We start from the raw sequence: 20,092 nt of genomic DNA, 5'->3' as shown, positions 1-20,092 counted from the left end.
GGACATCCCCGATTGTTCGCTATCCGCTCGTAAACGCTCGCCTTTTCGTTCGCCGCAGCGATTGGCACGGCGGTTGCAAAACAGGGATCAGCAAGGCGAGGGATGTTGGCTGAGCAGTCTCAGCGAAGGGCAACATCCGCTTCTGAGCCGTGCGACGGTTTTAACGGAATGAGGCTGCGCGGTTCGCGCACATCGATCAACGGCTCGAGAACAACGGAGAGAAAACATGGCGGCACTTCGGCAAATCGCATTTTACGGCAAGGGCGGCATCGGCAAGTCGACCACCTCGCAGAACACCCTCGCGGCGCTGGTCGAGCTCGGTCAGAAGATCCTGATCGTCGGCTGCGACCCCAAGGCGGACTCCACCCGCCTGATCCTCAACACCAAGATGCAGGACACCGTGCTCAGCCTCGCCGCTGAAGCGGGTTCGGTCGAGGACCTCGAACTCGAAGACGTGATGAAGATCGGCTACAAGGGCATCAAGTGCACCGAAGCCGGCGGTCCGGAGCCGGGCGTCGGCTGCGCCGGCCGCGGCGTCATCACCGCGATCAACTTCCTGGAAGAGAACGGCGCCTATGAGGATGTCGACTACGTCTCCTACGACGTGCTCGGCGACGTGGTCTGCGGCGGCTTTGCGATGCCGATCCGCGAGAACAAGGCCCAGGAAATCTACATCGTGATGTCCGGCGAGATGATGGCGCTGTATGCCGCCAACAACATCGCCAAGGGCATTCTGAAGTACGCCTCGTCGGGCGGCGTCCGCCTCGGCGGCCTGATCTGCAACGAGCGCCAGACCGACCGCGAGCTCGACCTCGCCGAAGCGCTGGCCGGCCGGCTCAACTCCAAGCTGATCCACTTCGTGCCGCGCGCCAACATCGTGCAGCACGCCGAGCTGCGCCGCCAGACCGTGATCGAATACGCGCCCGACAGCCAGCAGGCGCAGGAATATCGGCAGTTGGCCAACAAGATCCACGCCAACTCCGGCAACGGCACGATCCCGACGCCGATCACCATGGAAGAGCTGGAAGGCATGCTGCTCGACTTCGGCATCATGAAGACCGACGAGCAGGCGCTCGCCGAGCTCGCCGAAAAGGAAGCCGCCAAGGCCGCGGCCGCCGCAACCGCCTGATCCATCAGCCGGGCCGGCCGCCTCGCGCGGCCGGCTCCCCGGCGGCCCCTAACCGAGGAACAACGATGAGCACCGCAGTCGCAGAATCCCCCGCGGACATCAAGGAACGCAACAAGCAGCTGATCGGCGAAGTCCTGGAAGCCTATCCGGACAAATCCGCCAAGCGCCGCGCCAAGCACCTCAACACCTACGAGGCCGAAAAGGCCGAGTGCTCGGTCAAGTCCAACATCAAGTCGATCCCGGGCGTGATGACGATCCGCGGCTGCGCCTACGCCGGCTCCAAGGGCGTGGTGTGGGGTCCGATCAAGGACATGGTCCATATCAGCCACGGCCCGGTCGGCTGCGGCCAGTATTCCTGGGGCTCGCGCCGCAACTACTACAAGGGCGTCACCGGCATCGACACCTTCGGCACGATGCAGTTCACCTCCGACTTCCAGGAGAAGGACATCGTCTTCGGCGGCGACAAGAAGCTCGGCAAGATCATCGACGAAATTCAGGAGCTGTTTCCGCTGAATCGCGGCATTTCGGTGCAGTCGGAATGCCCGATCGGTCTGATCGGCGACGACATCGAGGCGGTCTCCAAGGCCAAGACCAAGCAGTATGACGGCAAGCCGATCATCCCGGTGCGCTGCGAAGGCTTCCGCGGCGTGTCGCAGTCGCTCGGCCACCACATCGCCAACGACGTGATCCGCGACTGGGTGTTCGACAAGGCCGGCGACAAGGTCGCCACCTTCGAATCGACCCCCTATGACGTCGCGATCATCGGCGACTACAACATCGGCGGCGACGCCTGGGCCTCGCGCATCCTGCTCGAGGAAATGGGCCTGCGGGTGATCGCGCAGTGGTCCGGCGACGGCACCATCGCCGAGCTGGAGAACACCCCGAAGGCGAAGCTGAACATTCTGCACTGCTACCGCTCGATGAACTACATCACGCGGCACATGGAAGAGAAGTTCGGGATCCCGTGGGTCGAGTACAATTTCTTCGGCCCGACCAAGATCGAAGCCTCGTTGCGCGAGATCGCCGCGAAGTTCGACGACAAGATCAAGGAAGGCGCCGAGCGCGTCATCGCCAAGTACAAGCCGCGGATGCAGGCGATCGTCGATCGCTATCGTCCGCGCCTCGAAGGCAAGAAGGTCATGCTCTATGTCGGCGGCCTGCGTCCGCGCCACGTCATCGGCGCCTACGAAGATCTCGGCATGGAAGTGGTCGGCACCGGCTATGAATTCGGCCACAACGACGACTATCAGCGCACCACCCACTACGTGAAGGACGGCACGCTGATCTACGACGACGTCACCGGCTACGAATTCGAGAAGTTCGTCGAGAAGGTCCGGCCCGATCTGGTCGGCTCCGGCATCAAGGAAAAGTACATCTTCCAGAAGATGGGTGTGCCGTTCCGCCAGATGCACTCGTGGGACTATTCCGGCCCGTATCACGGCTATGACGGCTTCGCCATCTTCGCCCGCGACATGGACATCGCCATCAACGCCCCGATCTGGAAGCTGACCAAGGCGCCTTGGAGCTGAAGGTTCTGAGCTGAACCAACTCGTCACACAGGCTTCCGGTGCGATCCACCGGAAGCCCCGTGTCCCCGAATTCCTTGGGAAAGAACATCAACATGACCGAGACCGTAGAAAAGATCCGGGATCATTTCGATCTCTTCCATCAGCCCGAATACGCGGACATGATGGACAACAAGCGCAAGCAGTTCGAAAACGCCGTCGGCGAAGCCGAAGTGGCGCGCGTGTCGGACTGGACCAAGACCAAGGAATATCAGGACAAGAACTTCGCGCGTGAAGCCCTGGTCATCAACCCGGCCAAGGCCTGCCAGCCGCTCGGCGCGGTGTTCGCCGCGGTGGGCTTCGAGAAGACGCTGCCGTTCGTGCACGGCTCGCAGGGTTGCGTCGCGTATTATCGCAGCCACTTCTCGCGGCACTTCAAGGAGCCGACCTCCTGCGTCTCGTCGTCGATGACCGAAGACGCCGCGGTGTTCGGCGGCCTCAACAACATGATCGACGGCCTGGCGAATTCCTACGCGCTGTACAAGCCGAAGATGATCGCGGTGTCGACCACCTGCATGGCCGAAGTGATCGGCGACGACCTCAACGCCTTCATCAAGAACGCGAAGGAAAAGGGCTCGGTTCCGCAGGACTTCGACGTCACCTACGCCCACACCCCGGCGTTCGTCGGCAGCCACATCACCGGCTACGACAACACCATGAAGGGCGTGGTCGAGCATTTCTGGGACGGCAAGTCCGGCACCACGCCGAAGCTCGAGCGCCAGCCCAACGAGTCGGTCAACTTCCTCGGCGGTTTCGACGGCAACACCGTCGGCAACATCCGCGAGGTCAAGCGGATCTTCGAATTGATGGGAGTCGACTACACCATCTTCGGCGACAACAGCGACGTCTGGGACACCCCGGCCGACGGCGAATTCCGGATGTATGACGGCGGCACCACGCTGGAGCAGGCCGCCAACGCCATCCACGCCAAGGGCACGATCTCGATGCAGGAATTCTGCACCGAAAAGACGCTGGCGACGATCGCGGCGCACGGCCAGGAAGTGGTCGCGCTCAACTCACCGATCGGCATCACCGGCACCGACCGCTTCCTGCAGGCGGTGTCGCGGATCACCGGCAAGGCGATCCCCGAAGCGCTGACCAAGGAGCGCGGCCGGCTGGTCGACGCCATCGGCGACTCCTCGGCGCACATCCACGGCAAGAAGTTCGCGATCTTCGGCGATCCGGACCTGTGCTACGGCCTGGCCGAATTCATCCTCGAGCTCGGCGGCGAACCGACCCACATCCTCGCCACCAACGGCAACAAGAACTGGGAAGCCAAGGTCAACGAACTGCTGGCGTCCTCGCCGTTCGGCACGAACTGCAAGGTCTATGCCGGCAAGGATCTCTGGCACCTGCGCTCGCTGCTGTTCACCGAGCCGGTCGACTTCATGATCGGCAACACCTACGGCAAGTATCTCGAGCGCGACACCGGCACGCCGCTGATCCGCATGGGCTTCCCGGTGTTCGATCGCCACCACCATCACCGCTCGCCGATCTGGGGCTACCAGGGCACGATGAACGTGCTGGTCAAGATCCTCGACAAGATCTTCGACGAAATGGACAAGGCCACCAACATCGCCGGCAAGACCGACCTGTCCTTCGACATCATCCGCTGATGCCGAAGGCGATACCAAAGTCTCGGACTACCTGATCCTCAGGAGCGTCGCATGAGCCGTCTCGCAGACAAGATCCAAGATGTCTTCAACGAGCCCGGCTGTGCGGACAATCAGGCCAAGTCCGAGAAGCAACGCAAGAAGGGCTGCAGCAAACCGCTGCAGCCCGGCGGCGCGGCCGGCGGCTGCGCTTTCGACGGCGCCAAGATCGCGCTGCAGCCGATCGTCGACGTCGCCCATCTGGTGCACGGCCCGATCGCCTGCGAAGGCTCGTCCTGGGACAATCGCGGCACCAAATCGTCGGGCTCGAAGCTGTATCGCACAGGCTTCACCACCGACATGAGCGAGAACGACGTCGTGTTCGGCGGCGAGAAGCGGCTGTTCCGGTCGATCAAGGAAATCATCGAGAAGTACGACCCGCCGGCGGTGTTCGTGTATCAGACCTGCGTGCCGGCGATGATGGGCGACGACATCGTCGCGGTCTGCAAGGTGGCGGCCGAGAAATTCGGCAAGCCCTGCATCCCGATCATCGCGCCGGGCTTCGTCGGCCCGAAGAATCTCGGCAACAAGCTCGCCGGCGAGGCGATGCTCGACTACGTGATCGGCACCCAGGAGCCGGAAGTCACCACCGCCTACGACATCAACATCATCGGCGAATACAACGTCGCGGGCGAGCTGTGGCAGGTCAAGCCGCTGCTCGACGAACTCGGCATCCGCATCCTGTCCTGCCTGTCGGGCGACGCGCGCTATCACGAGGTGGCGCAGTCGCATCGCGCCCGCGCCGCCATGATGGTGTGCTCGACCGCGATGATCAATGTCGCCCGCAAGATGGAAGAGCGCTACGGCATTCCGTACTTCGAAGGCTCGTTCTACGGCATCACCGACACCTCGGATTCGCTGCGCCAGATCGCCAGGCTGCTGATCGCGCGCGGCGCCGACGCCGAGCTGATGGACCGCGTCGAGGCGCTGATCGCGCGCGAGGAGGCGAAGGCCTGGGCCGCCATCAAGGCCTATACGCCGCGGCTCGCAGGCAAAAAGGTGCTGCTGATCACCGGCGGCGTGAAGTCGTGGTCGGTGGTGCTGGCGCTGCAGGAAGCCGGGCTGACCATCGTCGGCACCAGCGTCAAGAAGTCGACCAAGGAGGACAAGGAGCGGCTCAAGGAGATGAGCCCCGACGTCCATCTGATCGACGATCTGCGGCCGCGCGAAATGTACAAGATGCTGAAAGAGGCGCAGGCCGACATCATGCTGTCGGGCGGGCGCTCGCAATTCGTCGCGCTGAAGGCGCGGATGCCCTGGATGGATATCAACCAGGAGCGCTCCTACGCGTACTGTGGCTATGTCGGCATCGTCGAGATGGTGCGGCAGATCGACAAGGCGCTGTCGAACCCGATCTGGGACCAGGTCCGCTCGGCGCCGCCGTGGGACGAAGTGAGCTGGGAAACCCGCGCCGACGCCGCCAATGCGGCCGACGACGCTCAGCGCGCCGCCGAGGCCGCGCCCGCCGCAAAGGTGGCGTGAGATGGCCGAGGTTGTGACATCGACGAAAGTCGTCACGTCAAGCAAGGCTTGCACCGTCAATCCGCTGCGGATGAGTCAGCCGCTCGGCGCGGCGCTGGCCTTGATGGGGCTGCGCAATGCGATGCCGCTGCTGCACGGCTCGCAGGGCTGCACTTCGTTCGGGCTGGTGCTGTTCGTGCGGCACTTCCGCGAACAGATCCCGATGCAGACCACCGCGATGAGCGAAGTCGCCACCGTGCTCGGCGGCTTCGAGAATGTCGAGCAGGCGATCGTCAACATCGTTGGCCGCACCAAGCCCGACGTGATCGGGATCTGCACCACGGGCGTCACCGAGATCAAGGGCGACGATCTCGACGGCTTCATCAGGGACGTCCGCCGCAAGCATCCGGAACTCGCGCACGTCGCGCTGGTGCCGGTGTCGACGCCGGACTTCAAGGGCGCGTTCGAGGACGGTTTTGCCGCCACGGTCGCCAAGATCGTCGAGCTGCTGGTCGAGGCGCCTGCGCCCGGCGCGGCGCGCGATCCGGCACGGCTCAACGTGCTGGCCGGCAGCCACCTCACGCCGGGCGACATCGACGAGCTGCGCGACATCATCGAGGCGTTCGGCCTCGTGCCGACGTTCCTGCCGGATATCTCCGGCTCGCTCGACGGCCATCTGCCGGAGGATTTCACCCCGACCACCCATGGCGGCGTGTCGGTAGCCGAAGTCGCGGCGATGGGCGGCGCGGCGCACACGCTGGCGCTCGGCGAGCAGATGCGCAAGGCGGCGGCCACGCTGGAAGCCAAGGCCGGCGTGCCGTTCACGCTGCTGCGGCGGCTCACTGGATTGGCGGCGGGCGACGAGCTGATGGCGACGCTGGCCAAGATCAGCGGCCGGCCGGTGCCGCAAAAATATCGCCGGCAGCGCAGCCAGCTCGTCGACGCCATGCTCGACGGGCACTTCTATTTCGGCGGCAAGCAGGTCGCGATCGGCGCCGAGCCCGACATGCTGCTGAATATCGGCGGCTGGCTCGCCGACATGGGCTGCAGCGTCGCCGCCGCGGTGACCACGACGCAATCGCCGGCGCTGGCGCAGGTGCCGGCCGACGAAGTGCTGATAGGTGATCTGGAAGATCTGGAGACCCGCGCCGAGGATTGCGATCTGCTGGTGACGCATTCGCACGGCCGTCAGGCGTCGGAGCGGCTCGGCGTGCCGCTGTTCCGCGTCGGCATTCCGATGTTCGACCGGCTCGGCGCCGCGCATCAGGTCGCGGTCGGCTATCGCGGCAGCCGCGATCTGATCTTCGCGATCGGCAATCTGTTCATCGCCGCCATCAAGGAACCGCATGTCGACGACTGGCGCAGCGCCGCGATCGGCGATCGGGATCAGGCCGATGCGGCGGCTACGGCTCATTAGTTCGGACCAGAAGGAGACTGTCGATGCACAGCAACGGAGGCGCGGCATGAAGGTCGCATTCGCCACCCAGGATCTGACGCGCGTCGACGCGCATTTCGGCTGGGCCAGGAACCTCGCGATCTACGAGGTCACCGCCGAGGACTATCGCTTCGTCGAGGCGGTGCAGTTCGCCGAGGAGCAGGAAGACGGCAACGAGGACAAGCTCGCGGCCAAGATCGACGCCATCCGCGATTGCGCGATCGTGTATTGCGCGGCGATCGGCGGCTCGGGTGCGGCGCGCGTCGTCGCGGCGCAGGTGCATCCCCTGAAGCTCGCGCAACCGGAGCCGATCGCCGAACTGCTGGTCAAGCTGCAGGGCGTGCTGCGCGGCGTGCCGCCGCCGTGGCTGCGCAAGGCGCTGCTGAAGGGCGAAGAACGCAAGCTCGATTTCGCGGACGAGGTATGACCATGACCGAAGTAGCAGCCACTGCCGACGCCGCGCTCGACTCGCTGTTCGTCAAGGAACTGGTCAAGCAGCTCCGCGCCCAGGACACCCACGGCGTCTGGGAGAGCAAGTCCGATCTCAAGCTGCTCGAACCCTTCATCATCGACAAGGCCAAGCGCCGCGAGATCCCGCTGATGGGCGATCCGGATCCGGAGACGCTGTGGCGGCTCGAGCTGTTCTACAACGCGGTGGCGCTGTCGATCGAGCGCGAGACCAGGATCATGGTGTCGCCGATGATGAAGATGCATCACGAAGGCTTCGGCCGGATGATCCTCAGCGCCGGCCGGCTGATCGTCGTCAACAAGCACATGCGCGACGTCCATCGGTTCGGCTTCGACAATCTCGGCAAGCTCGCCGAGGACGGCGACAAACTGGTCGATGCCGGCGTCGAGATGATCCGGAAATTCCCCGAGGTCGCGGCGCTCTGAAGGAAACAGCCATGTCCGATATCGATGCGCTGAAGGCCGAAATCAAGAAACTGTCGGCGCGCGCCACGACGATGAAGATGAATCTGCACGATCTGTCGGAAGAGCTGCCGATCAGTTGGCAGAACATCATGACCGTCGCGCAGCAGACCCACGATGCCTATGCGGCGCTCGAAGCCGCGCGAAAGACCTTGAAGGAGCTGGAAGCCAAGGCTGCGTGAGCGCGGCCGCAGCGACAGCCCGAACCGCGCGGCGAAGGCCGCGCCAGGAGCGATTACCATGACGATCTTTTCATCCCGCGACGGCAAGCCGTGGGAACCGACCTACATCACCGCGATCGATGGCGACAAGTGCATCGGCTGCGGCCGTTGCTACAAGGTCTGCTCGCGCGACGTGATGCACCTGATGGGCGTCAACGAGGACGGCGAACTGGTCGGCTGCAGCCTCGAGAACGACGACGATGACGACGAGGAATTCGTCCGCAAGGTGATGGTGCTCGACAAGGCCGGCAATTGCATCGGCTGCTCGGCCTGCAACCGGGTCTGTCCGAAGGATTGTCAGACCCACGTCAAGGCCAGCGAACTCGGGCTCTAGGAGCGATCATGATCGGCGCGGCGAAGCAGCAGGCAGACGTGGCGTCGGCGGCGAAGCTGCCGCTGCGCGTCGCCGCGTCCGGCTTCGCGTCGTCGCCGGCGATCGTGTATCGGGCGCTGACCGGCGGCCTGCCGGCCGATGCATCGATCGATGACGACCACGCGTTCGATCGCCACGTGCTGGCGTCGATCCTGTCGGCGGCGATGGCCGAGCCCGGCCCGATCAACGCGCGCTGCGGCCTCGGCGCCGACGATTTCGTCGCGCTGGTGACCGCGTTCTTCCCGCACATCTCGGTGCTGCTGTCGGTGCTCGCCTCGGGCGAGCCCGACGCCGACGAGGAGGCCGCGATGGTGCGCGATCTTCTGCTCGCGCATCGCTCGACGCCGGGCGAGGTCGGGCGCTGGCTCGCCACGATGGTGGCGCGCCGGGCGATGGAGCCGGATCACCTCTGGGAAGATCTCGGCCTGCGCGACCGCACCGAGCTGACGCGGCTGTTGATGCGGCACTTCGGCCCGCTGGCGCGCGACAACACCCGCAACATGCGCTGGAAGCGGTTCTTCTATCGCAAGCTCTGCGAGGACGACGGCATGGTGATGTGCAGCGCGCCGGTGTGTTCGCAGTGCAACGACTTCGCCGAATGCTTCGGCGACGAGAGCGGCGAAAGCCGGATGGCCGGCCGCCGGCGCGAGATCGAACAGCGCGCGGCGGGCGTGGCGTGAGATGGGCTTCACCCTCCCCTGGAGGGGGAGGGTCGCGAGCGTAGCGAGCGGGGTGGGGTGGCGAAGAGTTCTTCCGCCGTGCCCGCGGCTCACCCCACCCCGTCACGCATCCCGCTACGCGGGCTGCGCGCCGACCCTCCCCCTCCAGGGGAGGGTGAAGAACGCTCCGGCGCGGTCACTCTCCAATTTCCATATGCGATCCGACACCCGCAGGCGCAGGGCGATCGATGAAAATTTGCGGTCACGACGCGCTTCACCCTCCCCTGGAGGGGGAGGGTCGCTCGCGTAGCGAGCGGGGTGGGGTGGCGTCGTTGTCGAGTGCCGTGCTCGCGGCTCACCCCACCCCGTCGTGTACCGCGCTACGCGCGCTACCCGCCGACCCTCCCCCTCCAGGGGAGGGTGAGGAGTGAGCTGCGATCGATTGTCGGAAACCGTCGCCTTCGCGACCATGTCGCAACCCTGACATTGGTCGCGGTGATCAAAAATAGACAGCAAAAACAGCGCCTTTTTGCGTCGCCGCAGGCTGGCACGGCGGTTGCAATTGCTCATGTCGGACCCAATGCACGGAGGCCGATCATGATCAATCTGACCGAACAAGCCGGTAACGCCGTCAAGGCTGCGATGTCTCGCGCCGGCAAGACCGAAGGCGGACTACGCATCATGGTCGAGGCCGGCGGCTGCGCCGGCTACAAATATCTGATCGGGCTCGACCCCGCGCCGCGCTCCGACGACGCGGTCGTCGAAGCCGGTGGCGTCATGGTGTTCGTCGATCCCGACTCGCAGCCGCTGCTCAACGGCATGACGATCGACTTCGTCGAGAGCCTCGAAGGCTCCGGCTTCACCTTCGACAATCCCAACGCCGAGAACAAATGCGGCTGCGGCAAGTCGTTCGGCTGAGGTCCCCTTCAAGCCACGGAGTGTCGTCATGCTCGATCATCTCGCCAGGCTCGACGAACACGTTTCCAGTCCGCGCAATGCCGGCGTGCTGCCGCAGGCCAACGCGGTCGGCTCGTTCGGTACGCTGCGCTGGGGCGACGCCGTCAAGCTGATGCTGCGGGTCGATCCGCAGACCGACCGGATCGAGCAGGCGCGGTTTCAGGCGTTCGGCTGCAGCTCGGCGATCGCGGCGTCCTCCGCCGTCACCGAACTGATCGCCGGCAAGACGCTCGACGAAGCCGGCGGCTTCGGCGCGGCGGATATCGCGGACTATCTCGGCGGCTTGCCGCCGGAGCGGATGTATTGCGCGGTGATGGGCTACGAGGCGCTGCAGAAGGCGATCGGGTCCTATCGGGGCATTGCCGAACTCGGCGAAGCCGACGCTGCGCCGTCCTGCAAATGCCTCGGCGTCAGCCAGATGATGATCGAGCGCACCATCCGCTTCAACCGGCTGACCAGCGTCGAGGAAGTCACTCACTACACCAAGGCGGCGGGGAGCTGCAGCTCGTGCTTCAAGCAGGTCGAAGGCCTGCTGGCGCGGGTCAATGCCGACATGGTCGAGGACGGGCTGATCGAGTCCCGCGAGGCGTATCGGCTCGGCTCGACGCCGCAACGCGCGGTCGATCTCAAGCCGCACGGCGCGCCGCAGCCGGCGACCAACATTTTCGCCGCCAAGGCCGCGCCGGCGCATCTGCGCGCCGCGCCGAAGAGCCCGCCGCCGCGTCCGGCGCCCGCGCCCGTCGCCGCCGGGGTCGGCGTCGATGCGCCGTCGCAAGCGACGCTGATCGCGCAGGCGCTCGACGAATTGCGGCCGCATCTGCAGCGCGACGGCGGCGACTGCGAACTCGTCAGTTTCGAAGACGGCATCGTCTATGTCCGGCTGTCGGGCAATTGCGTCGGCTGTCAGCTCTCCTCGGTGACGCTGTCCGGCGTTCAGGCCAGGCTCGTCGACAAGATCGGCCGGCCGCTACGCGTGGTGCCGGTGTCATGACGGAGTCCCGCGTCGCACAGCCGCCGACCAACATCGTCTATCTCGACGCCAACGCCACCACGCGCACCGATCCGCGCGTGGTCGATGCGATGCTGCCGTTCTTCTCCGGCTATTTCGGCAATCCGTCGTCCAAGCACGCGCTCGGCGGCCATGCGGCGCGCGCGGTGAAGCACGCCCGCGAGCAGTTGCAGGCGCTGGTCGGCGCCGCGCATCCGCACGAGCTGATCTTCACCTCCGGCGGCACCGAGAGCGCCAACACCGCGATCCTGTCGGCGCTGGAAGCCGCGCCGCGGCGGCGCGAGATCATCACCACCGCGGTCGAGCACCCCGCCGTGCTGTCGCTGTGCGCCTGGCTGGAGAAGCACAAGGGCATCCGCGTCCACGTCGTCCCGGTCGATCGCAACGGCCACCTCGACATCGTCGCCTATCGCGAGGCATTGTCCGATCGCGTCGCGCTGGTGTCGATGATGTGGGCCAACAACGAGACCGGCGTGATCAATCCGGTCGCCGATCTGGCCGAACTCGCCAAAGAGGTCGGCGCGCTGTTCCACACCGATGCGGTGCAGGCGGTCGGCAAATGCCCGATCGAACTGCAGTCCACCGCGATCGACATGCTGTCGCTGTCGGGACACAAGCTGCACGGCCCGAAGGGCATCGGCGCGCTGTATGTCCGCAGCGGCGCGGCCTTCAAGCCGCAGATCAAGGGCGGCCAGCACGAGCGCGGCCGCCGCGCCGGCACCGAGAACGTGCCCGGCATCGTCGGCCTCGGCATGGCGGCCGAACTCGCCGCCGAGGCGATGGCCGACGAGGACATCCGGGTGCGCGGCCTGCGCGACCGGCTGGAGCGCGAGATCCTGGCGCGCGTCGATCATTGCGTCGCGGTCGGCGCCCGCGCGGAGCGGCTACCGAACACCTCGAATATCGCGTTCTCCTATATCGACAGCGAAGCGGTCGTCACGCTGCTCGACCGCGCCGGCATCGCCGCCTCGATGGGCTCGGCGTGTTCGACCGGCTCGTTCGAGCCGTCGCATGTGCTGATGGCGATGAAGGTCGCCGAGGACACCGTGCGCGGCGGCGTGCGGTTCTCGCTGTCGCGCGACAACAGCGACGACGATATCGACCGCGCGCTCGCCGTCATCCCCGGCGTGGTCGCGAAGCTGCGCGCGATCTCGCCGTTCGACGCCGATGACGGACCTTTGCTCGGGCGCGCCCATGCTTGATATCACCGGACCCGCCTCCGCACCGAAGGCCGTCGCGACGCCGGTCGTGCTCAACGACACCACGCTGCGCGACGGCGAACAGGCGCCGGGCGTCGCGTTCTCGGCCGCCGAAAAGCTCGCGATCGCCCGCGCGCTGGCGCAGGCCGGCGTGCCGGAAATCGAGGCCGGGACGCCGGCGATGGGCCCGGACGAGATCGCGGCGATCCGCACCATCGTCGAGGCCGGGCTGCCGCTGACGACGATCGCCTGGTGCCGGATGCGCACCGACGATGTCGACGCGGCGCTGGCGTCGGGCGTGGCGATGGTCAACGTCTCGGTGCCGGTCTCCGATGTGCAGATCGCCGCCAAGCTCGGCGGCCAGCGATCGAACGCGATCGAGACCGTCAAGCGTGTGGTCGGCTATGCCCGCGATCACGGCCTCGACGTCGCGGTCGGCGGCGAGGATTCGTCGCGCGCCGATCCGGAGTTTCTGGCGCAGGTGATCGCCACCGCGAAGGCGGCGGGCGCGCGGCGGTTCCGGATCGCCGATACGCTCAGCGTGCTCGATCCGTTCAGCAGCTACAAATTGCTGGCGTCGCTGCGCGCCACCACCGATCTCGAACTGGAATTCCACGGCCACGACGATCTCGGCCTCGCCACCGCCAATACGCTGGCGGCGCTGCAGGCCGGCGCCAGCCACGCCTCGGTCACCGTGATCGGGCTCGGCGAGCGCGCCGGCAACGCGCCGCTGGAGGAGGTCGCCGTCGCGCTGAAGCAGCTCTACGGCCGCGACACCGGCATCGTGCTGTCCGAACTCGGCCATGTCGCCGATGTGGTGGCGGCCGCCGCGGCGCGGACGATTCCGCTCAACAAGGCGATCGTCGGCGAACACGTCTTCACCCACGAATCCGGTATCCATGTCGACGGCCTGCTCAAGGACCAGCGCACCTATCAGTCGCTCGATCCGGTGCTGCTTGGGCGCGCCAACTGCATCGTGATCGGCAAGCATTCCGGCCTGTCGGCGATCATTTCGTCGCTGGCCAAGCTGAATTTGCCGGCGACGGCCGAGGAGGCGCAGGGCATTCTGGCGCAAGTGCGCCTGCACGCCGTCGCCCACAAGGGGCCGGTCGGAAACGAGACATTGACGGCGATCTGGCGTGAGGTTCACGACCGCACGCTGCCGAACTGCGCCTGAGTGACCAGATTGGCGATGAGGTCCTTCGTCATTGCGAAAAGCGCAGCGACGAAGCAATCCAGAGGCTCGGTGCATGGCGCTGGATTGCTTCGTCGGCTTCGCCTCCTCGCAACGACGGAGCTGAGGGCTTCACCGCAAGCCACATCCGAAGGAGAATGACATGAGCGCGACCCAGGCCACTTCCCAACACAGCGACCCCCAAGCGCCGGCCGAGATCATCGGACAGTTGCAGCGCGCTGCCTCGGCGGAGGAGTTCTTCCAGCTGCTCGACGTCGCCTACGATCCGAGCGTCGTCAATGTGGCGCGGCTGCATATCCTGAAGCGGATGGGCCAGTATCTCGCCGGCGAGGATCTCGACGGCCTGCCGGTGCCGGAAGCGACCGCGCGCTGCAAGGCGGTGCTGGAGCGCGCTTACGCCGACTTCGTCGCATCGTCGCCGCTCGATCAGCGCGTCTTCAAGGTGCTCAAGGACGCAGTGGCGCCGAAATCGCCGCGTCGGCCGGCCTTCGTCTCGCTCGACGATTTGAAATAGCCGCCAGCAAGTTTTTTCACCAAAGATCGTACGCATCCTTCCGTCATGGCCGGCCTTGTGCCGGCCATCCACGTTCTTGGTGCTGTCGTGCGCTGACGTGGATGGCCGGGACGAGCCCGGCCATGACGGGGCTGGATATTCCGGGCGTCCTTATCGAAAGCGCTGTCGCCTTCCTGACAAGTGTCACACTTGTCGGGTCGCGTTCATCGAGAACCATTCCAAGGCGTTCGCCGGTCCGGCGCAAACCGTTGCTTTATCGGTCGAATTTCGCCGGCGGAAAAGTTGGTACGAGGCTTGCTGATGTCCCTGTGTCAGGCTGATGTCGTCGTGTCAGCAAGCGCGGAGCTCACCATGCATATCGTCGTCTGTATCAAGCAGGTCCCGGACTCGGCGCAGATCCGCGTCCATCCGGTCACCAATACGATCATGCGCCAGGGCGTGCCGACGATCATCAACCCGTATGATCTGTTCGCGCTCGAAGAGGCGCTGCGGCTGCGCGACAAATTCGGCGGCGAGGTCACGGTGCTGACGATGGGGCCGCCGTCGGCCGAGGATTCCTTGCGCAAGGCGCTGACCTTCGGCGCCGATCGCGCGGTGCTGCTGACCGATCGTTTCTTCGCCGGCGCCGATACGCTGGCGACCAGCTACGCGCTCGCTTCCGCGATCCGCAAGATCGGCGCCACCTATGGCGAGCCCGACATCGTGTTCACCGGCAAGCAGACCATCGACGGCGATACCGCGCAGGTCGGCCCCGGGATCTGCAAGCGGCTCGACTTCCTGCAGCTCACTTACGTCTCCAAGGTGGCGTCGCTGGATCTCGCCGGCCGCAGCATCGAGGTCGAGCGCCGCTCCGAGGGTGGCGTCCAGGTGCTGCGCAGCCGGCTGCCCTGCCTGATCACCATGCTGGAAGGCACCAACGAGGTGCGTCGCGGCACCATGCTGAACGCGCTGACCGCGGCGCGCGCCGAGGTGGTGAAGTGGAGCGCCCAGGACGCCGGCGTCGAGGACATCTCCAAATGCGGCCTGCGCGGTTCGCCGACCGTGGTCAAGCGCGTGTTCGCGCCGACCGCGCGTTCCGAGAAGGCCGTGGTGGTGGAGCCGGCCGGCCGGCCGCCCGCGGAGGCGCTGATCGACGAGATCTTCAAGCTCCGGCCGAAACTCGAAGCCGACATGTTCGAGCTCGCGCGTGGATTTTGACAACACCCATTTGAAAGCAGTCTCATGAGCCAGCCAGCAAAGCCTGCCCCGCCCGCCGGACGCGCCAACGCCAAGAAAGAGCTGTCCGAACATTTCAAGCAGTACAAGCACGTCTGGGTGTTCGTCGAGCAGGAGCGCGGCCACGTCCATCCGGTGTCCTGGGAGCTGATGGGCTCCGGCCGCCGTCTCGCCGACAAGCTCGGCGTCGAACTCGCCGCGGTGGTGATCGGCCCGGCCGGCGAGGCGACCAGCGCGGCGGCCGCGGAGGCGTTCTGCTACGGCGCCGATCTCGCCTACATCGTCGCCGACGACGTGCTCACCGACTATCGCAACGAGTCCTACACCAAGGCGCTGACCGATCTGGTCAACACCTACAAGCCCGAGATCCTGCTGCTCGGCGCCACTACGCTCGGCCGCGACCTCGCCGGCGCCGTCGCCACCACGCTGCTGACCGGCCTCACCGCCGACTGCACCGAGCTCGAGGTCGACGCCGACAATTCGCTCGCCGCGACCCGGCCGACCTTCGGCGGTTCGCTGCTGTGCACGATCTACACGCTGAACTTCCGGCCGCAGATGGCGACCGTTCGGCCGCGCGTGATGGAGATGCCGGAGCGCGTCGAGAAGCCGGTCGGCCGCATCATCGAATTCCCGCTCGGCATGGTCGAGGACGACATCGTCACCAAGATCCTGGCGTTCGTGCCGGATCGCGACAAGGCGACCTCGAACCTGGCCTACGCCGACATCGTCGTCGCCGGCGGCATGGGCCTCAACTCGATGGAGAACTTCCAGCTGGTGCGCCAACTCGCCGGCGTGCTCGGCGCCGAGTATGGCTGCTCGCGGCCGCTGGTGCAGAAGGGCTGGGTCTCGGCCGACCGCCAGATCGGCCAGACCGGCAAGACCATCCGGCCGAAGCTCTACATCGCGGCGGGCATTTCCGGCGCGATCCAGCATCGCGTCGGCGTCGACGGCGCCGACCTGATCGTCGCCATCAACACCGACAAGAACGCGCCGATCTTCGACTTCGCGCATCTGGCGATCGTCACCGACGCGATCCGGCTGTTGCCGGCGCTGACCGAAGCATTCCGCAAGCGGCTGTCGCCGCACACCCGCGATCGCATCGCAAGCTAACAGGAGTTCGCCATGATCGAGGAACGTTTCGACGCGATCGTGGTCGGCGCCGGCATGGCCGGAAACGCCGCCGCGCTGACGATGGCCAAACGCGGCATGAAGGTGCTGCAGATCGAGCGCGGTGAATATCCCGGCTCGAAAAACGTCCAGGGCGCGATTCTCTACGCCGACATGCTGGAGAAGCTGGTGCCGAACTTCCGCGAGGATGCGCCGCTCGAGCGTCATCTGGTCGAGCAGCGGTTCTGGATGATGGACGAGCGCTCGCATACCGGGCTGCATTATCGCTCGGACGACTTCAACGAAGAGAAGCCGAACCGCTACACCATCATCCGCGCGCAGTTCGACAAATGGTTCTCCGGCCAGGCGCAGGAAGCCGGCGCCATCGTGCTGTGCGAGACCACCGTCAAGGAACTGGTCAAGGACGCCTACGGCAAGGTGATCGGCGTGATCACCGACCGCGAGGGCGGCGAGGTCCATGCCGACGTCGTCGTGCTGGCGGAGGGCGTCAACGGCCTGCTCGGCACCAAGGCGGAGCTACGCGACCGGCCGGCGCCGGACAACGTCGCGCTCGCCGTGAAGGAAATGCACTTCCTGCCGCGCGAGACCATTGAGGCGCGATTCAATCTGAAGGGCGACGAGGGCGTGGTGATCGAGGCGGCGGGCACGATCTCCCGCGGCATGACCGGGATGGGCTTCGTCTACGCCAACAAGGAATCGGTTTCGGTCGGCATCGGCTGCCTGGTGGCGGATTTCCAGAAGACCGGCGAGACGCCCTACGATCTGCTCGAACGCTTCAAGAAGCATCCCTCGATCGCGCCGCTGATCGAAGGCTCCGAGGTCAAGGAATATGCCGGCCACCTCATTCCCGAGGGCGGCTACAAGGCGATCCCGCAGCTCTATGGCGACGGCTGGGTGGTGGTCGGCGACGCGGCGCAGCTCAACAACGCGCTGCATCGCGAGGGCTCCAATCTGGCGATGACCTCCGGCCGGATCGCCGGCGAGGCGATCTTCCAGGTCAAGTCGCGCAAGGATCCGATGACCAAGGAAAATCTCGCGCTCTACAAGAAGATGCTGGACGACAGCTTCGTCATCAAGGATCTGAAGAAGTACAAGGATATGCCGGATCTGCTGCACATCCAGTCGCAGAACTTCTTCCTGACCTATCCGCAGCTCATCAACAAGGCGCTGCAGAACTTCGTGCGGGTCGACGGCACGCCCAAGGTCGACAAGGAGAAGGTCACCATCAAGTCGTTCGTGTCGGCACGATCCTGGACCGGCCTGTTCGGCGACGCCTTCCGCTTCGCGCGGGCGTGGCGATAGTCGACGACAGCGACGAACTCAAACGCGGAGAGCGAGACAATGACGGTGGAAGCCCCGATCCGAGTCGAAGACAAGCTGTTCCAGAACCGCTATCTGGTCGACGTCGGCAACGCTCACATCAAGGTGAAGCCGCACACCAAGCCGTCGGCGGAATTGCTGGCGCTGATCAAGGTGTGTCCGGCGCATTGCTACGAGCTGAACACCAACGGCCAGGTCGAGGTAACGCCCGACGGCTGCGTCGAATGCGGCACCTGCCGGGTGATCGCCGAAGGCAACGGCGACATCGAATGGAACTACCCGCGCGGCGGCTACGGCGTGCTGTTCAAGTTCGGCTGATCCTTCATTCCGTCATGGCCGGGCTCGTCCCGGCCATCGACGTTTCTTTCCCGTGAGAGCCGTTCTGTTTCCGATGGAATCAGCACGGGCATTCCGAGCAGCTCACCACAGCACAGCCTCATGGTGAGGAGGCGCGCAGCGCCGTCTCGAACCATGCGCCGCAAGGCACCTTGGCATCATCCTTCGAGACGCCCGGCTTCGCCGGGCTCCTCAGGATGAGGAGTCATCCCATGTGGCAGGGGCCATATCGCTTCAATCAATCAGGCGGCCGAGTTGAGGGCCAGCGGCGCGCCGATGCGGCTGCGCTGGGACGCTAAGCCGCGCCGCGCCAGCCATTGCTGCACCCGCGGCGAGTCGATCATCGCCTCTTCGGCGAGCCCGTTGGTGAATTCCCGCCAGCGCTCGAGCCGGCGCTCCGGCACGCCGACCAGCACCGGGATGCCGAGTTCGACCGCCTCGGTGATCGCGTCGCCGAGCCCGCCGCCGTCGGCCTCGAGCTGGCCGAACTTGTTGACGATCAGCAGTTCCGGGCACTTCTGAAACGCGGCCGATATCAGCGCGGCGGCGTCCTGGATCGCCAGCGGATCGACCCGGCAACCGCTCGATTGCGGCGTCTGGTCTTCGGCGAGTTGCAGGATGATCCGCGAGGCCAGTTCCTCGACCTCCATGTCGCAGCGCGGGACGCTGTCGCGCGTCGCGTGATACGGGACGATCCCGGCGACGGCGACGCCCGCGCTCCGCAGCCGATAGCCGAGGTCCGAGATCATGCGGCAGGCAGCCGCGCCATCCGAATACACGACCGCGAGAATCGACGGCCTGCCAGTCCTGCCGAGAGTGAACCCCATCGCTGCCCGCTGTTCCCCAATACGACTTTCGCATAGTAGAATGTCAGAAAGGGCAGCGCCGGGCTTTGCGGCAAATCAATCCCAGTCGCGCCCGGCCGCGGACCGGCCGGCGGCGACCATCGGTGCGATAGCGTGCTGATCGCGCGCGGCGGCGGCGGCTTGCTGATCCTCGCAGCTACGACCAGAGCGGGCCGCATCATCTGCGCCCGCCCGTCGTCGATGCGTATCCTCAGCCTGCGAAGGTGCCGCTTGCACGTTGTTCAATTCGCAATTCACTCCGTCATGGCCGGGCTTGTCCCGGCCATCCACGCCTATCTTTGCGGCTTCCGCTGCAGGACGTGGATGCCCGGCACAAGGCCGGGCATGACGTTGAAGCAAGATTGCCTGACTTCATTGGCTGCATTGTTCGGCCAGACTCTCAGCATGAGGAGTCAGTGAACTGGCAACGGCCCTATGGCTTCAAGCAATAGATGAAACGCTTAGTTGGCGCCGAGTAGCGACTGCACCGGGCGCTGGCTCGACGGCAGCAGCAGCGAGCGCAGCTTGGCGAATGCGCGGACCGCTAATCCGACCAGCTTCGGCTGGGTTCGGCGGCAGAACGCGATTTTGCGGACGTGGCCCTCGACGTGCCAGCGCGCGCTGGCGCCGTCCTTGAAGAAGATCACGTCGCCCGGCCCGTAGCGGGTCGCCGGCATGCCTTCGCTTTCGATCACCACCGAGCCTTCGAGAATGCAGATGGTCTCGTCGATGTCGTAGTGCCAGTCGAACCTGCCTTCGGTGCACTGCCAGATGATCGTCGAGGCCATGCCGTCGGCGCTGCGCGACAGCGTCGCGTTGGTCGCGGTCGGATTGCCCTCGATGATCCAGGACGGCTCGATCGGAGCCGGCTTCAGTTCGACATCGGTCTTGGAGGTGAGGATCAGGTTCGTGGACATCGGGTCGACTCCTGGTGGGATGTGCTACGTTG

At 65.6% G+C, this 20,092-nt stretch carries 21 protein-coding genes; 19 read left to right on the top strand and 2 right to left on the bottom strand.

Features of this window, described 5'->3' with window-relative positions; all coding sequences use genetic code 11:
- The first annotated feature begins 226 nt into the window (after positions 1–226).
- The 19 genes from nifH (at position 227) to SR870_RS15575 (ending at position 18,280) form a co-directional block, all read left to right on the top strand.
- A complete protein-coding gene (nifH, locus tag SR870_RS15665) occupies positions 227–1,129 on the top strand; it encodes a nitrogenase iron protein (RefSeq protein ID WP_322514465.1) in 903 nt (300 codons plus the stop codon).
- A 65-nt stretch (positions 1,130–1,194) separates the two neighbouring features.
- Positions 1,195–2,658 carry a nitrogenase molybdenum-iron protein alpha chain gene (gene nifD / locus SR870_RS15660; protein ID WP_322514464.1) on the top strand — a complete coding sequence of 488 codons (1,464 nt, stop codon included), beginning with the start codon at positions 1,195–1,197 and terminating at the stop codon, positions 2,656–2,658.
- A gap of 92 nt (positions 2,659–2,750) precedes the next feature.
- Positions 2,751–4,310, top strand: a complete 1,560-nt coding sequence (gene nifK, locus SR870_RS15655; protein WP_322514463.1) for a nitrogenase molybdenum-iron protein subunit beta — start codon at positions 2,751–2,753, stop codon at positions 4,308–4,310.
- A 51-nt stretch (positions 4,311–4,361) separates the two neighbouring features.
- Positions 4,362–5,828: a nitrogenase iron-molybdenum cofactor biosynthesis protein NifE gene (nifE, locus tag SR870_RS15650; RefSeq protein ID WP_322514462.1), complete on the top strand. Its 1,467-nt coding sequence runs from the start codon at positions 4,362–4,364 to the stop codon at positions 5,826–5,828.
- Between the two features lies 1 nt (position 5,829).
- Complete coding sequence (nifN, locus tag SR870_RS15645; protein WP_322514461.1) at positions 5,830–7,224, top strand: nitrogenase iron-molybdenum cofactor biosynthesis protein NifN; 1,395 nt, start codon at positions 5,830–5,832, stop codon at positions 7,222–7,224.
- Between the two features lie 46 nt (positions 7,225–7,270).
- Positions 7,271–7,669 carry a nitrogen fixation protein NifX gene (gene nifX, locus SR870_RS15640; protein ID WP_322514460.1) on the top strand — a complete coding sequence of 133 codons (399 nt, stop codon included), beginning with the start codon at positions 7,271–7,273 and terminating at the stop codon, positions 7,667–7,669.
- Complete coding sequence (locus SR870_RS15635) at positions 7,666–8,136, top strand: NifX-associated nitrogen fixation protein (protein ID WP_322514459.1); 471 nt, start codon at positions 7,666–7,668, stop codon at positions 8,134–8,136. Before nifX ends, SR870_RS15635 begins: the two co-directional genes overlap by 4 nt.
- 11 nt (positions 8,137–8,147) lie before the next feature.
- Positions 8,148–8,354 (top strand): CCE_0567 family metalloprotein, encoded by a 207-nt coding sequence (locus SR870_RS15630; RefSeq protein WP_322514458.1) that lies wholly within the window; start codon positions 8,148–8,150, stop codon positions 8,352–8,354.
- A 58-nt stretch (positions 8,355–8,412) separates the two neighbouring features.
- Positions 8,413–8,727, top strand: coding sequence for a ferredoxin III, nif-specific (fdxB, locus tag SR870_RS15625; protein ID WP_011501503.1), 315 nt, complete (start codon positions 8,413–8,415; stop codon positions 8,725–8,727).
- A gap of 8 nt (positions 8,728–8,735) precedes the next feature.
- Positions 8,736–9,446 (top strand): nitrogen fixation protein NifQ, encoded by a 711-nt coding sequence (locus SR870_RS15620; protein WP_322514457.1) that lies wholly within the window; start codon positions 8,736–8,738, stop codon positions 9,444–9,446.
- Positions 9,447–10,022: 576 nt separating this feature from the next.
- On the top strand, positions 10,023–10,343 hold the full coding sequence (locus SR870_RS15615) for an iron-sulfur cluster assembly accessory protein (RefSeq protein WP_322514456.1): 321 nt from the start codon (positions 10,023–10,025) through the stop codon (positions 10,341–10,343).
- 28 nt (positions 10,344–10,371) lie between these two features.
- A complete protein-coding gene (nifU, locus tag SR870_RS15610) occupies positions 10,372–11,373 on the top strand; it encodes a Fe-S cluster assembly protein NifU (protein ID WP_322514455.1) in 1,002 nt (333 codons plus the stop codon).
- Positions 11,370–12,593, top strand: a complete 1,224-nt coding sequence (nifS, locus tag SR870_RS15605) for a cysteine desulfurase NifS (protein ID WP_322514454.1) — start codon at positions 11,370–11,372, stop codon at positions 12,591–12,593. Before nifU ends, nifS begins: the two co-directional genes overlap by 4 nt.
- Positions 12,586–13,767 (top strand): homocitrate synthase, encoded by a 1,182-nt coding sequence (gene nifV / locus SR870_RS15600; RefSeq protein ID WP_322514453.1) that lies wholly within the window; start codon positions 12,586–12,588, stop codon positions 13,765–13,767. Before nifS ends, nifV begins: the two co-directional genes overlap by 8 nt.
- A gap of 160 nt (positions 13,768–13,927) precedes the next feature.
- Positions 13,928–14,299, top strand: coding sequence for a nitrogenase stabilizing/protective protein NifW (gene nifW / locus SR870_RS15595; RefSeq protein WP_322514452.1), 372 nt, complete (start codon positions 13,928–13,930; stop codon positions 14,297–14,299).
- Between the two features lie 351 nt (positions 14,300–14,650).
- A complete protein-coding gene (locus SR870_RS15590) occupies positions 14,651–15,496 on the top strand; it encodes an electron transfer flavoprotein subunit beta/FixA family protein (protein WP_322514451.1) in 846 nt (281 codons plus the stop codon).
- A gap of 24 nt (positions 15,497–15,520) precedes the next feature.
- Positions 15,521–16,624 carry an electron transfer flavoprotein subunit alpha/FixB family protein gene (locus SR870_RS15585; RefSeq protein WP_322514450.1) on the top strand — a complete coding sequence of 368 codons (1,104 nt, stop codon included), beginning with the start codon at positions 15,521–15,523 and terminating at the stop codon, positions 16,622–16,624.
- Between the two features lie 12 nt (positions 16,625–16,636).
- The gene (locus tag SR870_RS15580; protein ID WP_322514449.1) at positions 16,637–17,944 is read left to right on the top strand and encodes an FAD-dependent oxidoreductase; all 1,308 of its coding nucleotides are present in this window, start codon (positions 16,637–16,639) and stop codon (positions 17,942–17,944) included.
- Positions 17,945–17,983: 39 nt separating this feature from the next.
- Positions 17,984–18,280, top strand: a complete 297-nt coding sequence (locus SR870_RS15575) for a ferredoxin family protein (RefSeq protein WP_322514448.1) — start codon at positions 17,984–17,986, stop codon at positions 18,278–18,280.
- 260 nt (positions 18,281–18,540) lie between these two features.
- Here the strand turns inward: SR870_RS15575 and SR870_RS15570 are convergent, their stop codons facing one another.
- A complete protein-coding gene (locus SR870_RS15570; protein WP_322514447.1) occupies positions 18,541–19,125 on the bottom strand; it encodes a DUF2478 domain-containing protein in 585 nt (194 codons plus the stop codon).
- Between the two features lie 479 nt (positions 19,126–19,604).
- Entirely contained in the window at positions 19,605–20,060 is a 456-nt protein-coding gene (locus SR870_RS15565) for a cupin domain-containing protein (protein ID WP_322514446.1), read from the bottom strand.
- Between the last annotated feature and the right edge of the window lie 32 nt (positions 20,061–20,092).

The organism is Rhodopseudomonas palustris (assembly GCF_034479375.1).
Taxonomy (GTDB): domain Bacteria; phylum Pseudomonadota; class Alphaproteobacteria; order Rhizobiales; family Xanthobacteraceae; genus Rhodopseudomonas; species Rhodopseudomonas palustris_M.
This window is presented reverse-complemented; position numbering and strand designations above follow the sequence as displayed.